The sequence below is a fragment of the Streptomyces sp. NPDC048185 genome, from assembly GCF_043202495.1.
GTDB lineage: Bacteria > Actinomycetota > Actinomycetes > Streptomycetales > Streptomycetaceae > Streptomyces.
In genome coordinates, this window is record NZ_JBIDAN010000007.1 from 380,060 (window position 1) to 394,741 (window position 14,682).

The window sequence follows — 14,682 nt, forward strand, 5'->3', positions numbered from 1 at the left end:
CCGCTCAGCTCTCCTTGAAGCCCCGGTGCAGCGCCACGACGCCGCCGGTCAGGTTCCGGTGCGCCACCTTCGACCAGCCGGCCTTGCGCAGCCGCTCCGCGAGGGCCGCCTGGTCGGGCCAGGCGCGGATGGACTCGGCGAGGTAGACGTAGGCGTCCGGGTTGGACGACACCGCGCGGGCCACCGGCGGCAGGGCGCGCATCAGGTACTCGGTGTACACGGTGCGGAACGGGGCCCAGGTCGGGTGCGAGAACTCGCAGATCACGACCCGGCCGCCGGGGCGTGTCACCCGGTACATCTCGCGCAGCGCCGCGTCCGTGTCCTGCACGTTGCGCAGCCCGAAGGAGATGGTGACCGCGTCGAACACGTCGTCCCGGAACGGCAGCCGTGTCGCGTCGCCCGCGGTGAACGGCATCCAGGGGTGCCGCTGGTTGCCCACCTGAAGCATGCCGAGGGAGAAGTCGCAGGGGACGACGTAGGCACCGGCGCGGGCGAAGGGCTGGGACGACGTCGCCGTGCCGGCGGCGAGGTCGAGGACCTTCTGCGCGGGCCGGGCGTCGACGGCTCTGGCGACCTCCTTGCGCCACGCCCGGTCCTGGCCGAGCGAGAGCACGGTGTTCGTCAGGTCGTACCGTTCCGCGACGTGGTCGAACATCGAGGCGACTTCGTGCGGCTGCTTGTTCAGGGAAGCGCGGGTCACGGGCCCATTGTTGCAGGGCCGGGTCACGGCACGAGCCTCGGCCTCTTCCGCGCGGCGACGTCCTCCACCCAGCCGAAGAGGACGACGAACACCGCGATCAGCACCCAGCCGACCCCCAGCAGGAACCACTGGCTGTCCAGCGGCAGATGCGCCTCGAACGCCGGTACGTCCCAGAAGCGGTCGATCAGCGGCACCGCGAGGACGAGGGCGAGTTCGTGCCAGAGGTAGATCGTCACCGCGCGGGCGTTGAAGACGGTCACCAGCCGGTCCAGGCGCCGGAAGCGGGCCAGTGGGGCGAAGCCGGTCCCGAGCCGTGCCTTCGCGTACATCAGCAGCGTCACGAACCCGGCCGACCAGAAGGCCTGTGCGAGGGGGATGTCGTCGAGGTCGTAGGTGCCGTACTCGCCCTGGTGCGCGAACGCGTACCACCCGCCGTACGCCAGCGCGGCGAGCGCGGGCAGGGCGACGGCGGCCGGTCTCAGCCGCCCCAGCACCCCTTCGTGGTGCGCGAAGCCGAGCAGCCAGCAGAACAGGAACGTGGCGAGGTCGGTGAGGGCGCTGCCGAACCGGTCGTCCGGCGGCTGCCAGACGTACCGGAGCGCGACGGCGGGGAGCAGCGACAGCACCAGGACGGGCACGGGTGCCGCCCGGAACACCCGCAGCAGCGGCGGCGAGAGGAGGACGAACCACAGGTAGGTCCGCAGGTACCAGAGGATCTCCCAGGCCTGCTCGCCCCAGGCGTCGCCCGGCGGGTCGCCGAGCGGCACGATCCAGTAGACGGCCTGCCACCCCGGCATCCAGCCGTGCACCAGCATCGCGCCGGTCACGAACAGGCCCCAGCACCAGAACGGCGGCAGCAGGCGCCGCAGCCGGCCGCGGATCACCGCCGGGGCCGGGCGCCGCAGCGACCGGGCCATCAGGGTGCCGGCCAGGCCGAACATGATGCCCATGGAGGGGAGGGCCAGCCCGGCCCAGGGCCAGCCGAAGGCGTGGTACGCGACGACCCGGACGAGGGCGACGGCGCGCAGGGTGTCGAAGTAGCGGTCCCGGCCCGAGGCCCCCTCGACACGCGCGGCGCGCACGGCGCCTCTGCTGTGCGCCCCCATCACCCGTTCCCCGCCGGTGTACCCACCTCGCCCGTCCGCTTGAGCTTCTGCCAGCGCAGCCGGCCGCCGGTGAGCGCGGTGACGCAGGAGTGGATGAGGACCAGGTACATCATCTGCCGGTACGCCAGCTGCTGGAGCGGCATCATCAGCAGGTACCGGTATTTCTCCCGGTCGAGCCGGAAGGCGTAGGCCGCGCACAGGAGCTGCACGCCCAGCACCGCCAGCCACGCGAGGAGCGCCGCCCGGAAGTCGACGAAGATCATCGAGTAGACGGTGAAGACGTCGATGAGCGGGGCGAAGACGGGCGTGACGATCTGGAAGAGCACGACCAGCGGCATGCCGACCCGCCCGAAGCGCCCCGAGGGCCCCCGGTCCGTCAGCGACCCGCGATGCTTCCACAGGGCCTGCATGGTGCCGTAGGACCAGCGGTAGCGCTGCGACCAGAGCTGCTTCAGGGAGCCCGGCGCCTCGGTCCAGGCCCGCGCGTGCTCCTGGTAGACGACCCGCCATCCGGCACGGTGCAGGGCGATCGTGATGTCGGTGTCCTCGGCGAGGGTGTCCTCGCTCATGCCGCCGGCCTCCAGCACCGCGTCCCGCCGGAAGGCCCCGATCGCGCCGGGGATGGTCGGCATGCAGCGCAGCAGGTCGTACATGCGCCGGTCGAGGTTGAAGCCCATCACGTACTCGATGTGCTGCCAGGCCCCGATGAGGGTGCGCCGGTTGCCGACCTTGGCGTTGCCCGCGACCGCGCCGACGCCGGGGTCGGCGAAGGGCTGCACCAGGTGCCGCACGGTGTCCGGTTCGAAGACGGTGTCGCCGTCCATCATCACGACGATGTCGTGGCGGGCGTTGCGGACGCCGTTGTTGAGGGCGGCGGGCTTGCCGGCGTTGGCCTGCCTCACGACCCGGACGTTGGGCAGGCCGAGGGACTCGGCGATCTCGGCCGTGCCGTCGGTCGACCCGTCGTCCACGACGACGATCTCGATGGGGTGGGTGCTCGCCGCCAGCGACCGCAGGGTGTTCTCGATGCACTCCTTCTCGTTGTACGCCGGGACGATCACGCTCACCGGCCCGGTGACGGGCGGCCCCCAGCTGAAGCGGCGTCTGTTGCGTCGGCGGTAGTGGCGGCGGGCGAGGATCAGCATCATCCCGAAGCGGCCCATCACGGCGACGCCCACGACCATGAGCCCCACCGACAGCGCCGGCACGGTCCACTCGGCGACCGCGACGGCCGCGACGAGCGCCTTGCCCTCGTACAGGGTCGTGCCGGTGGCCCGGTGGTGGGCGGCCTGGAGACCGCCGCCCTCGCTGCCGGTCGCCTGGGCGGCGGGCCCGCCGGAGAGCTGCTCCCCGGCCTGCCGACCGGTCTGCTGACCCGCCTGCCGACCGGTCTGCTGATCGGCCATGACGCCGCTGATGGTGGTGAAGGTGTAGCCCTTCGCCTTCATCTTCTCGATGTACTTCGGCAGCGCCTCGATCGTCTGCGACCGCTCGCCGCCGGCGTCGTGGAAGAGCACGGAGGCGCCCTCGTCGTCCTCCGGCGTGGCCCAGTCGACGATCTTCGAGACGCCGGGCCGTTTCCAGTCGTCGCTGTCGGTGTCGACGAAGACGCTGGTGTAGCCGTCCTCGCCGAGCTTCTCGTAGACGGGCCAGCTGTAGTCGTCGATGGCGTCGGTCCGGGAGGAGTACGGCGCGCGGAACAGGGTGGTGGTGATGCCGGCCGCGCCCGCGAGGGCGAGCTGGGTCTGTTCGATCTCGCGCGTGACCCGGGCGTCGCTCTGGTAGGAGAGGTCGATGTGGGTGAAGGTGTGGACGCCCACCTCGTTGCCCTGCTCGACCATGTCCTCCACGATGTCCGGGTAGCGCGAGACCATGGAGCCGACCAGGAAGAACGTGCCGGGCACGTCGTACTTCTCGAGGATCTCCAGCACCTGCGGGGTCCAGGTCGGGTCCGGGCCGTCGTCGAAGGTCAGCGCGATCGTCTTGTCCGGGACGGAGACCGTGGTGGCCTGTCCGCCGCGGAAGGTGAGGATCGGCCCGCCGTCGAGGATGTCGTCCGGCACGTCGCTCGCGCTCGCCCCGGTGCGCACACGCTGGTCACCGCCGACCTCCGCGCGCAGATAGCCGTCGAGGAGCATCACACAGGTCAGCGCGAGCAGGAGCAGCAGGGCGAGGAGCACCCGCGGCCGTTGCAGGGCGGCGGCGCGGCCGGCGGCCCGCTCGATCCGGCCGGGGGCCCGTCGGCGGCCCCGGGAGGACGGGGGCGAGGACGGGGAGGAAGGTGTGGTCGTGGTCATGGCTGTGGCGGCGTCCCGGTCAGTCGGTGGCGGCAGAGGCGCCGGCCGTGGGCGTGGCGGTGGGCGCCTGGCCGCCGGGGGCACCGGTGCGGGCGCCGACGGGTGGGACACCCGTGGGGGCGAGGCCGTCCTGCGGACGCGCACCGCCTGCCGGGCCGCCACCGTCCTGGCCGCCTCCGAAGGGCAGCAGCGAGGAGGGGTTGACCGAGGTGCCGATGCCCAGGAAGGCCAGGCCCAGGACGGCCGCGTAGCCGACGCAGACGGCTCCGACGAGGAGCCCCAGCCGGCGCAGCAGCCTGGCCCGGCGTCCGGAGTTGTCGACGAACACGGGCCCTTCGGCGGACCCGTTGCCGCGTTTGCGGCGGCGACCGCGCGCGGGCCCCTCGCCCAGGGCGACGCGGCTTTCGAAGGCAGGCTCGGAATGCATTCCCCGGACGTTAGGGAGCCTTGTCTGTCGCGAACTGGGCCTTCGTTGTGAGTTCACGGTGAAACGCGACGCAGCCTGTCCGTTCCCTGGGAGATTCCGGCGCACCCCGCACTTCTCTCAGCAAAGGCTCAGCCACCCGTGGGACATTCACTCGTCCGACGACGAGAACGGGAGCGTGCGCACATGAGGGCTTACCGGAAGGCGGCCGCCGGGTGCGCCCTGTTGCTGGCCCTGGCCACCGCCGGCTGTTCCGGGCAGGACGGCACGGCCGACGCGGCCGGTGCGGCACCGTCCGGCTCCGCCGCACCGTCCGCCGCCGCGGAGGGCACCTCCTACGCCCCCTACGTCAGCGCCACCACGGCCTCCGCGACCGACGCTGCGGGCGCCCCCGGGACGTACAACCTGGCGTTCGTGATCTCCGCGGGCGACGACTGCGACCCCCGCTGGAACGGCGTCCAGGAGATCGGTGACACCGCGGTCGCCTCCCGCGTCGCGAAGCTGACGGAGTCCGGCGCCGCCGTCCGCGTCTCCTTCGGCGGCGCCTCCGGCAAGGAACTGGCCGCCACCTGCGACAGCGCCTCCGCGCTGGCGGCGGCGTACGGCGAGGCCCTGGACGCGGCGGGTGCCGCACGGGCCGACTTCGACGTCGAGGGCGACGAACTGACCGATGCCGGCTCGGTCGCCCTGCGCTCGGAGGCGATCGCGCTGCTCCAGGAGGAGCGGAGCGACCTGGAGGTCTCCTTCACCCTGCCGGTGATGCCCTCGGGCCTGGACTCCGACTCCCTCGCGCTGCTGGCATCCGCCAACGACCACGGCGTGCGGGTCTCCACGGTCAACCTCATGACCATGAACTACGGCGAGTCGTACGGCGGCGACATGGGCGCGTACGCGCTCACCGCGGCAAAGGCCGCCCACTCGCAGCTGAAGGAGGTCTTCGGGACGTCGGACGCGGACGCCTGGCGGGGCATGGCGCTCACCTCGATGCTGGGCGTCAACGACGTCGCCGGGGAGACGTTCACCCTGGACGACGCCGCGGAGGTCCGCTCCTTCGCCGAGGAGAGGGGCATCGCCTGGGTGTCGATGTGGGCGACGTTCCGGGACCGGCAGTGCGCGGACGACGCCTCCGCGGACGACGCGCTGACCAGCTGCAGCGGCGTGGAGCAGGAGAGCGGCGACTTCGCGGAGGCGTTCGCGGGGTAGCGCGCGGTCAGCGGCGCCGGTACACGATCCGGCCCGCGACGACGGTCGCCACGCAGGTGGACGCGCCGTCCCGCACGAGCGCGGCCCGGTCGGGCACGTCGAACACCGCGAACCGCGCGGGTTTCCCGGCGGCGAGCGCAGGAAGCAGCACGAGCGGCACCGGTGAGAACGACGCCGGCCCGGGCAGGCCGGCCGGACGCCCCGCCAGGGCGAGCCCCGCTCCGCGCACCGCGTCCAGGGCCGCGCGGCCCCGCAGTTCACCGGCGACGGCGACCGTCCCGTGCGCCAGCATGCGCTGCACTCCGCGGCGCGCGCTGGCGCCCCGCGCGGACGGGTCGGCGGCGAGGAGGGCGAGCGCACGCCGGCCGAAGACCGGCTCGGTGCCGAGGCGGTCCGCTTCGCGCGGGTCGGGGTGGTAGGCCTGCTCCAGCAGTTCCGGACCGTACGGGTTGAGCAGTCCGGGCGTCAGGATTCCGGGCCACCGGCGCACCCGTGCCCGCGGGTGTCCGGCGGCCAGGGCCTCGTACGGGCCGACGGCGGCGAGAAGCGTGCCGTCGACCACGACGGCCGCCTCGGGCGAGGCTTCGGCGACGTGGAGTGTCAGCACGGCGGCGTCAGTTGGAAGCGAGCAGCTTCAGCTCGGGGTGGGCCGTGCCGCCCTCGATGGCCGTGGACGAGATGTGGGAGACGACCCGCTCGTCGACGGGGTCGTTCGCCGGGTCGTCGTGCACGACGAGGTGCTCGTACGTCGTGGAACGCTGCGCCGGGACGCGGCCCGCCTTGCGGATCAGGTCGATGATCTCGAGCCGGTTGGAGCGGTGCTTGGCGCCGGCCGACGACACCACGTTCTCCTCCAGCATGATCGACCCGAGGTCGTCGGCGCCGTAGTGCAGGGAGAGCTGGCCGACCTCCTTGCCGGTGGTCAGCCACGAGCCCTGGATGTGGGCGACGTTGTCGAGGAAGACGCGGGCGATGGCGATCATCCGCAGGTACTCGAAGAGCGTGGCCTGCGTGCGGCCCTTCAGGTGGTTGTTCTCGGGCTGGTAGGTGTACGGGATGAAGGCGCGGAAGCCGCCGGTGCGGTCCTGCACGTCCCGGATCATGCGCAGGTGCTCGATGCGCTCGGCGTTGGTCTCGCCGGTGCCCATCAGCATGGTGGACGTCGACTCGACGCCCAGTCCGTGCGCGATCTCCATGATCTCCAGCCAGCGCTCGCCGGACTCCTTCAGCGGCGCGATCGCCTTGCGGGGGCGTTCGGGCAGCAGCTCGGCACCGGCGCCCGCGAAGGAATCGAGCCCGGCCGCGTGGATCCGGGTGATGGCCTCCTCGACCGACACCCCGGAGATCCGGGCCATGTGCTCGACCTCGCTCGCCCCCAGGCTGTGGATGACGAGTTCGGGGAACTCCTTCTTGATGGCGGCGAAGTGCTTCTCGTAGTACTCGACGCCGTAGTCCGGGTGGTGGCCGCCCTGGAACATGATCTGCGTGCCGCCCAGCTCCACGGTCTCCGCGCAGCGGCGCAGGATGTCGTCGAGGTCGCGGGTCCAGCCCTTCTTCGTGTCCTTGGGGGCCGCGTAGAACGCGCAGAACTTGCACGCCGTGACGCACACGTTCGTGTAGTTGATGTTGCGCTCGATGATGTACGTCGCGATGTGCTCGGTGCCCGCGTACCGGCGGCGGCGGACGGCGTCGGCGGCGGCGCCCAGCGCGTGCAGGGGAGCGTCGCGGTAGAGGACGAGGGCCTCTTCGGGGGTGATCCGCCCACCGGCGGCGGCACGGTCGAGGACGGTCTGAAGGTCGGCCTTCTCGGTCACCGGCGTCCCTTTCGCAAGGTTCGTATGGGTTGTGGACGGACCCCGCCAGCCTACGCCAGCCCTTTTGCCGGGCCGCGTTCAGGCCGCGTACGCGCCCGCGAGGACGCCGAGGAAGGCGCCCGTGAGCAGGAACGGACCGAAGGCGATGGCCGTCCGGCGCCCCGCCCGCCCCGCGAGGACGAGGACGCCCCCGTACACCGCACCGAGCAGGAACCCGGCGAAGGTGCCCAGCATCAGCGTCGGCCAGCCGTACCAGCCGAGGGCGGCGCCGGCGCCCAGCGCGAGCTTGACGTCACCGAAGGCCATGCCCGCGGGGTTGATGAGGTGCAGCACGAAGTAGCCGGCGCCGAGCGCGAGGGTGCCCAGCAGGGCGGTGGTCCACTCCCCGGCGTGCTCGAGCACGAGCGCGGTGACCCCGAGCAGGGCGAGCGCGGCGCCCGCGAGCGGGAGGGTCAGGGGGTCGGGCAGCCGCCGTACCCGCAGGTCGACGAGGGCCAGCAGCACGCCGGCCGGCGCCAGCAGCAGCCAGACGGCCAGCTCGGGCCGGGTCCCGGTGGCGGCGGCGAGGGCGGCGCAGACCAGGGCGGTGACGACGGCGGGCACGGCGGCGCCGGGACCGTACGACGCGGAGGCGGGCCCTTCCGCCGCCGTACGGTCCCGGCGCCGCACCGCTCCGGCCGGTACCGCGCCGTCCGCGCACCGCCCGCACCGCGCCGGCCCGAGCCATCCGCGGACCGGGTGTGCGGCGGGGCAGGCGTCGCGCCACGGCTCCCCCGCGGGGGCGGAGAAACGGTAGGTCGCCCGCGGCAGCAGCGCCCCGGCCGCGGCGCCCCAGAGCACGGCGACGAGGAGGACCAGCACATCGACGCTCAGCACGCGGACACCCTATGGGGGCGGGCCGCACGGCCGGGGCCCTTCGCGGCTGCTCGGCCTTCCTACCCGACCTTCGACAGCCGGGCCTCCGGCTTCCCCGACGCGGCGCTCTCGGAGGCGTAGGCGAGGTCGTCACCGACCGGCGTGAAGCGGACGGTCGTCGGCGACTGGTTGCACCCGCTGTGATTGCCCTCGGCACCGGCCGACGCGGCGACGAGCTGCTTCTCCGTCACCTGCTTCAGCGTCAGGACGTCGACGCAGACGCCACCGAGCTGGTCGGTCTGGCGCAGCCGTCCCAGCTCCTGCCCGACACTCACCTCTTTCAGGGTGACGCGGAAGGTGCCCGCCGGCAGGGTGCCGCCGAGGGCGGTGCCCTCGCCCTCCCAGGTGCCGAGGTAGGCGGCCGGGACGGTGCCCTGCCCGTCCGCGGGGGCCGAGGCGGACGGCGCGTGGGTGCCCTGGTCGGCGTCGCCGCCGGCGGTGTCCCGGCGTTCGCCCGGCAGCAGGTCGAACAGGAACACCGAGCCGACCGTCACCGCGGCCAGCGCCCCCGCCACGGCGATGGCCACCGTGCAGCTGAGCCTGCGCCCGCGTCCGTCACCGCCCCGCGTCGAGGCCGCCGCCACCTGCACGGACAACTTCCCGGCCCCCCGGCCCGCGTCACGCGCCCCGGGCACGGCGGCGGGGGGGAGCCCCGGGGTACGAGGGAGCCCCGGCGGACCCGTAAATCCCGGCGGGCGCGGGCGAGTCGGTGGGCGGGGGAGTCCCGGGGTACGCGGGAGCCCCCGCGGACCCATAAGACCCCGCAGGCACGGGAAAGTCGGCCGGGGCGGAAGTCCCGGGATGCACGGGAGCCCCCGCGGACCCGTAAGACCCGGCAGGCGCGGGCGAGTCGGCGGGCGGGGGATTCCCGGGGTACGCGGGAGCCCCCGCGGACCCATGAGACCCGGCAGGTGCGGGCGAATCGGCGGGCCCGGGAGGTCCGGGCATCACCGGCGGAGGCCCGAAGGCACCGGTGGTGGGTGCGACCGGCGCCTCCGCTCCTGTCGGCCCCGTCCCCGCCTGCACCGACGACCGGCTGAAGTCCACCGGCCCCGACCCCCGCGCGGACACCGGCCCGCCCTCCCCCGCCGCCTCCAGGTTGAGCAGCTGTACGGCGCCCCGGCTGACCTGCTCCACCAGCGTCCCCGGCAGCCAGCCGCCCGCGACCAGCCGGGCGGCGCCGTCCGGGGCGAGCCGCCGGGCCACCTCGCCGGGCGCGGGCCGGGGGCCGGCGTCCTTGGCCAGGCACTGGCGGACCAGTTCCCGCACCTCGCCGTCCAGGGTGCCGAGTTCCGGCTCCTCGTGGACGACCTTGTAGAGCAGCGCGGCCGAGGAGTCCCCGGGGAAGGGCGGCCGGCCGGTCGCCGCGAAGGCGAGGACCGCGCCGAGGGAGAAGACGTCGGCGGCGCCGGTGACGCCCTTGCCGAGGATCTGCTCGGGCGACATGTAGCCGGGCGAGCCGATCGAGACGCCCGTCGAGGTCAGCGAGGCCGTCCCGTCCGTCGCGCGGGCGATGCCGAAGTCGATCAGAAGGGGGCCGTCGAGGGTGAGCAGCACGTTGGACGGCTTCACGTCCCGGTGCACCAGGCCCAGCTCGTGCACCGCGGCCAGCGCCTCGCCGAGGCCCGCGCCGAGGGCCCGTACGGAGTGGGCCGGCAGCGGACCGCCGTCCGCGACCGCCGCCGTCAGGGACGGTCCGGCCGCGTAGGCGGTGGCGACCCAGGGCACGCGCGCCTCCGGGTCGGCGTCGAGCACGGGTGCCGTCCAGGCACCGCCCACCCGGCGGGCGGCCTCCACCTCGCGGCGGAACCGGGCCCGGAACTCCTCGTCGAGCGCGAAGTGCGGGTGCACGATCTTCACGGCGACCGTCCGGCCTCCGGCGCTGCGGCCGAGGTAGACCCGGCCCATACCACCGGAGCCCAGCCGGCCGAGCAGCCGGTAGGGCCCCATGACGGTGGGTTCGTCGACATCGAGCGGCCGCATCGGTCCACCCCTCCCCCGTACGCCGGAACCTTCCAGCAGGGTAGTGGGCCGACGGCGCGGCGCTCAGGGCTCGAGCAGGTCCACCTTCACGTCCGCCGGGAAACCCGTCGTCGGGCCGACCCGGCGGGCGAACTCCGCGACCGCCTCGAGCTGCGGGGCGCCGAAGCGGAAGTCCAGCGTGGTGAAGTACCGCGCGAGGGTCTCCTCGTCGAAGGCCTCCCACCGCGCCGCCTGCTCGGCGACCTTGCCGACCTCCTCCAGGGAGAGGTTGCGGGAGGCGAGGAAGGCCTCGTGCACCTTGCGGGCGATGACCGGCTCGCGTTCCACGTAGTCGCGCCGGGCCGCCCAGACGGCGAAGACGAACGGCAGGCCCGTCCACTCCTTCCAGAGCGCGCCGAGGTCGTGCACGTCGAGGCCGTAGCGCGGGCCGTCGATCATGTTGGCGCGCAGTGCGGCGTCACCGATGAGGACGGCCGCGTCGGCCTCCTGCATCATCACGCTCAGGTCCGGCGGGCAGGTGTAGTAGTCGGGCCGCACACCGAAGCGCTCGGCCAGCAGGAGCTGGGCGAGCCGGACCGAGGTGCGCGAGGTCGACCCGAGGGCGACGCGGGCGCCGTCCAGCTTGTCCAGCGGGACCTGCGAGACGATCACACAGGACATCACCGGGCCGTCGCAGCCGACGGCGATGTCGGGGAAGGCGACCAGTTGGTCCGCGTGCTTGAGGAACTCGACCAGGGTGACCGGACCGATGTCGAGATCGCCCTGCACCAGCTGCTCGCTGAGCTTCTCCGGGGTGTCCTTCGTCAGCTCGAAATCGAGGAGCGTTCCCGTTCTCGCGAGCCCCCAGTACAGAGGCATGCAGTTCAGGAACTGAATGTGGCCGACGCGCGGCCGGGTGCGAGAATTGTCCACATCGCGAGGCTAGCCCTCCCCCGGCGGCCGCCCGGCGGCACCCCCCGCTGTCAGCCGAATGGCACGTGCGTTCAAACATTCGGGTGAAGTGATCTTGGCCTCTGTTGCGCTCGGGGGCCCGCGTGCTAGGCTCACAGCAAGTTGCAGTTTGGTTTCCCTTGCAGTACAGAGCCTGCGGAGCATGTGACCGCGGGCTCTCGTCATTCTCAGACATATGCAGTTGTGCGGATCGGTCTTCACACTTGCTGGTTCTGGAGCAGGGCAACCCTTTGGGCCCAAGGAGGGCTTATGGCTACCGGAACCGTGAAGTGGTTCAACGCCGAAAAGGGCTTTGGTTTCATCGCCCAGGAAGGCGGCGGCCCGGACGTCTTCGTCCACTACTCCGCGATCAACGCTCAGGGATTCCGTTCCCTCGAGGAGAACCAGCAGGTGTCCTTCGACGTCACGCAGGGCCCGAAGGGTCCGCAGGCGGAGAACGTCACTCCTGTCTGATCGACAGCAGTACCCAAGGAGCCCCGCGCCTTCCCGGCGACGGGGCTCCTGCCCTTTCCGGCACCTGCATGAATTCCCGGTGAATTCCCACGTCCGCCGGTGGCTGTCGGTGGCAGGCCCTAGGGTCCCGCCATGACCCACGACACCGGCTTCCTGGACACCACCCGGACCTTCTACGACACCATCGCCGAGGACTACGCCGACTTCTACCGCTCCCTCGCCGCCGGCACACCGCTGGACCGGGCCCTGATGGGGGCCTTCGCCGAGCTGGTGGGACCGGAGGGGGAGGTGGCCGACCTCGGCTGCGGGCCCGGCCGGGTCACCGCCCACCTCGCCTCGCTCGGCCTGCGGGTCTTCGGCCTCGACCTGTCCGCCGCCATGCTGGCGATCGCGCGCCGCGAGCACCCGGGCCTGCGGTTCGAGCAGGGCTCCATGCTGGAGCTGGACCTGCCCGACGGCGCCCTCGCGGGCGCGGTCTCCTGGTACTCGTCGATCCACACGCCGTGGGACCGGCTGCCGGACCTCTTCGCGGAGGTGCGGCGCGTGCTGGCGCCGGGCGGGCACTTCCTCCTCGCCTTCCAGGTCGGCGACGAGCCCTTCCGCCCCGACCGCCCCTTCGGCCACCCGGTCGCCCTGGACTTCGAGCGGCGGCACCCCGAACCGATGGCGGAGCTGCTCGAGGCGGCCGGCTTCACCGTGCTGTCGCGGACGGTGCGCGTGCAGGAGGAGGACACCTCCACGAAGGTCCCGCAGGCCTGTCTGATCGCCCGCCGCTGAGTCCGGCGGCCCGCTACCCCTGGTACAGCGCCTCCACGGCCCCCGCGAAGTCCCGCATGATCGCGTCGCGCCGCAGCTTCAGCGAGGGGGTCAGATGGCCCTCCCACTCGGTGAAGTCCCTCGGCAGGACGGCGAAGCGGCGGATGGACTCCGGGCGGGAGACCAGCTTGTTCGCCTCGTCGACCGCGCGCTGGAGGACCGCGCGGACGTCCTCGTCGTCGGTCAGCAGCTCCGGCGGCACGGGGTGCTTGCCGTTCATGCGGCGCCAGTGGGTGATGCCGTCGGGGTCGAGGGTGAACAGGGCCGAGACGTAGGGGCGGCGGTCGCCGAGGACGATGCACTGGGAGACCAGGGGGTGGGAGCGCAGCCAGTCCTCCAGCGGGGCCGGGGCCACGCTCTTGCCGCCCGCCGTGATCAGCAGCTCCTTCTTGCGGCCGGTGATCGTCAGGTAGCCCTCGTCGTCCAGGCTGCCGAGGTCCCCGGTGGCGAACCAGCCGTCGGGGGCGGCCGGGACGACGCCGCCCGCCTGGGGGTCCCAGTAGCCGTGCAGGACCTGGTCGCCGGCGACGAGGATCTCGCCGTCGGCGGCTATCCGGATCCGGGTGCCGGGCAGCGGCCAGCCCACCGTGCCCAGGCGCGGCTTCAGCGGAGGCGTCACGGTCGCCGCGGCCGTCGTCTCGGTGAGCCCGTAGCCCTCGTAGATCTCGATGCCGGCGCCGGCGTAGAAGGCGGCCAGGCGGCGGCCGAGGGGGGAGCCGCCGCAGATGACGTGCCGGACCCGGCCGCCCATGGCGTTGCGGATCTTGCGGTAGACGAGGGGGTCGTAGAAGGAGCGGGCGGTCTTCAGGGCGCGGCCCGGGCCGCCGCCCGAGCCGGTCTGGCGGGCCTCCATGGCCTCGCCGTAGCGCACCGCCACCGAGACCGCGCGGTCGAAGACCGTGGCCCGGCCGCCCGACTCGGCCTTGGCGCGCGCCCCGTTGAAGACCTTCTCCAGCATGTACGGGATGGTCAGCAGGCAGGTCGGCCGGAAGGCCGCCAGGTCCGGCAGCAGGTCCTCGGCGGCCAGGCTCGGCGCGTGCCCGAGCCGGACCCGGGCGCGGACGCAGGCCACGGCGACCATGCGGCCGAAGACGTGGGACATGGGGAGGAACAGCAGGATCGACGGTTCCTCCGTCTGCGCCTTGAAGACGGGGTAGAGCAGCTCGATGGCGTTGTCCACCTCGGCGAAGAAGTTGCCGTGCGTGAGCACGCAGCCCTTGGGGCGGCCGGTGGTGCCGGAGGTGTAGATCAGGGTGGCGAGTGTGCTCGGGCTCAGCATGCCCCGGCGTACGTCCACCTCCGCGTCCGGGACCCTCGTGCCCAGTTCGGCGAGCTGCTCCACGTGCCCCTTCTCCATGACCCACAGGTGCCGCAGGTCCGGGAGGCGGTCCAGCTCGGGTCCGAGGGCCGCCGCCTGCGCGGCCGTCTCGGTGATCAGGGTGACCGCCCCCGAGTCCTGGAGGATCCAGCGGACCTGGAAGAGCGAGGAGGTCGGGTAGACCGGGACGGTGACGAGGCCCGCGGCCCAGGCGGCGAAGTCCAGCAGCGTCCACTCGTACGTCGTCCGGGCCATGATCGCTATCCGGTCGCCCGGCATCAGGCCCTCGGAGATCAGGCCCTTCGCCACCGCAAGCACCTGCGCGGCGAACTCGTCCGCCGTCACGTCGCTCCAGCGCCCGTCCCCGGACCTGCGGCTGAGGACCACCGCGCCGGGGACGGCGGCGGCGTTGTCGAAGGGCAGGTCGGCGAGGGAGCCGTGCCGCACCGGCGGGGCGAACGGCGGTACGTACGCTTCCCGCACGGCCCCGTCCAGGCGTCGCGTGTCGGGTGCCACCAGGGTGGGACCGGGCGAGTCGGCGAACGCGGCGGAGGGGGCGAAGGAGGGAAGCGGGGTGGACACGGGCGGCTCCTGGGACGTGCAGCGGCGGCACTGCTCAGCTGCATGACGTACGTGCCTCGCGCGCGGAGGCGTTCATCGCCTGGCCCGGTGGACGAGGTCCTGCCGGGGGTTACCGGCGGT

Annotated in this window: 12 protein-coding genes and 1 pseudogene; 3 read left to right on the forward strand and 10 right to left on the reverse strand. The window is 73.0% G+C overall.

What is annotated here, in order from left to right; genetic code table 11:
* Positions 1-4: 4 nt before the first annotated feature.
* The 4 genes from ACGF3H_RS22870 to ACGF3H_RS22885 are packed head-to-tail and all read right to left on the reverse strand — an operon-like array spanning position 5 to position 4,530.
* The gene (locus ACGF3H_RS22870; RefSeq protein WP_362492382.1) at positions 5-700 is read right to left on the reverse strand and encodes a demethylmenaquinone methyltransferase; all 696 of its coding nucleotides are present in this window, start codon (positions 698-700) and stop codon (positions 5-7) included.
* Between the two features lie 23 nt (positions 701-723).
* Complete coding sequence (locus tag ACGF3H_RS22875; RefSeq protein WP_362492379.1) at positions 724-1,806, reverse strand: acyltransferase; 1,083 nt, start codon at positions 1,804-1,806, stop codon at positions 724-726.
* A complete protein-coding gene (locus ACGF3H_RS22880) occupies positions 1,806-4,103 on the reverse strand; it encodes a bifunctional polysaccharide deacetylase/glycosyltransferase family 2 protein (protein WP_362492376.1) in 2,298 nt (765 codons plus the stop codon). The genes ACGF3H_RS22875 and ACGF3H_RS22880 overlap by 1 nt, the downstream gene beginning before the upstream one ends.
* A 19-nt stretch (positions 4,104-4,122) precedes the next feature.
* Entirely contained in the window at positions 4,123-4,530 is a 408-nt protein-coding gene (locus ACGF3H_RS22885; RefSeq protein ID WP_362492374.1) for a hypothetical protein, read from the reverse strand.
* Between the two features lie 183 nt (positions 4,531-4,713).
* On the opposite strand from ACGF3H_RS22885, the gene ACGF3H_RS22890 reads away from it, so the two are divergent.
* Complete coding sequence (locus ACGF3H_RS22890) at positions 4,714-5,730, forward strand: chitinase (protein WP_362492371.1); 1,017 nt, start codon at positions 4,714-4,716, stop codon at positions 5,728-5,730.
* Positions 5,731-5,737: 7 nt separating this feature from the next.
* Here ACGF3H_RS22890 and ACGF3H_RS22895 read toward each other — a convergent pair whose 3' ends face one another.
* The 5 genes and pseudogenes from ACGF3H_RS22895 to ACGF3H_RS22915 form a co-directional block, all read right to left on the reverse strand.
* Positions 5,738-6,337, reverse strand: a complete 600-nt coding sequence (locus ACGF3H_RS22895) for a hypothetical protein (RefSeq protein ID WP_362492368.1) — start codon at positions 6,335-6,337, stop codon at positions 5,738-5,740.
* A 7-nt stretch (positions 6,338-6,344) separates the two neighbouring features.
* Positions 6,345-7,544: a cyclic dehypoxanthinyl futalosine synthase gene (gene mqnC, locus ACGF3H_RS22900; RefSeq protein ID WP_362492365.1), complete on the reverse strand. Its 1,200-nt coding sequence runs from the start codon at positions 7,542-7,544 to the stop codon at positions 6,345-6,347.
* A gap of 78 nt (positions 7,545-7,622) precedes the next feature.
* Entirely contained in the window at positions 7,623-8,417 is a 795-nt protein-coding gene (locus ACGF3H_RS22905; protein ID WP_393816528.1) for a prepilin peptidase, read from the reverse strand.
* A 62-nt stretch (positions 8,418-8,479) separates the two neighbouring features.
* A pseudogene (locus ACGF3H_RS22910) lies at positions 8,480-10,442 on the reverse strand (protein kinase).
* Between the two features lie 63 nt (positions 10,443-10,505).
* Positions 10,506-11,354 carry a menaquinone biosynthesis protein gene (locus ACGF3H_RS22915; RefSeq protein WP_362492359.1) on the reverse strand — a complete coding sequence of 283 codons (849 nt, stop codon included), beginning with the start codon at positions 11,352-11,354 and terminating at the stop codon, positions 10,506-10,508.
* A 288-nt stretch (positions 11,355-11,642) separates the two neighbouring features.
* Between ACGF3H_RS22915 and ACGF3H_RS22920 the strand changes: the two genes are divergently transcribed.
* Both ACGF3H_RS22920 and ACGF3H_RS22925 read left to right on the forward strand, forming a co-directional pair.
* The gene (locus tag ACGF3H_RS22920) at positions 11,643-11,846 is read left to right on the forward strand and encodes a cold-shock protein (protein ID WP_003974443.1); all 204 of its coding nucleotides are present in this window, start codon (positions 11,643-11,645) and stop codon (positions 11,844-11,846) included.
* 132 nt (positions 11,847-11,978) lie between these two features.
* Positions 11,979-12,623, forward strand: a complete 645-nt coding sequence (locus ACGF3H_RS22925) for a class I SAM-dependent methyltransferase (protein ID WP_362492357.1) — start codon at positions 11,979-11,981, stop codon at positions 12,621-12,623.
* Between the two features lie 13 nt (positions 12,624-12,636).
* Here ACGF3H_RS22925 and ACGF3H_RS22930 read toward each other — a convergent pair whose 3' ends face one another.
* The gene (locus tag ACGF3H_RS22930; protein ID WP_362492354.1) at positions 12,637-14,562 is read right to left on the reverse strand and encodes an AMP-binding protein; all 1,926 of its coding nucleotides are present in this window, start codon (positions 14,560-14,562) and stop codon (positions 12,637-12,639) included.
* Positions 14,563-14,682 lie beyond the last annotated feature (120 nt).

Bases quoted from the DNA above. Each gene is read 5' to 3' on its own strand.
- ACGF3H_RS22875 (WP_362492379.1), bottom strand. From the start codon at position 1,806: ATGGGGGCGCACAGCAGAGGCGCCGTGCGCGCCGCGCGTGTCGAGGGG.
- ACGF3H_RS22880 (WP_362492376.1), bottom strand. From the start codon at position 4,103: ATGACCACGACCACACCTTCCTCCCCGTCCTCGCCCCCGTCCTCCCGG.
- ACGF3H_RS22885 (WP_362492374.1), bottom strand. From the start codon at position 4,530: ATGCATTCCGAGCCTGCCTTCGAAAGCCGCGTCGCCCTGGGCGAGGGG.
- ACGF3H_RS22890 (WP_362492371.1), top strand. From the start codon at position 4,714: ATGAGGGCTTACCGGAAGGCGGCCGCCGGGTGCGCCCTGTTGCTGGCC.
- ACGF3H_RS22920 (WP_003974443.1), top strand. From the start codon at position 11,643: ATGGCTACCGGAACCGTGAAGTGGTTCAACGCCGAAAAGGGCTTTGGT.
- ACGF3H_RS22925 (WP_362492357.1), top strand. From the start codon at position 11,979: ATGACCCACGACACCGGCTTCCTGGACACCACCCGGACCTTCTACGAC.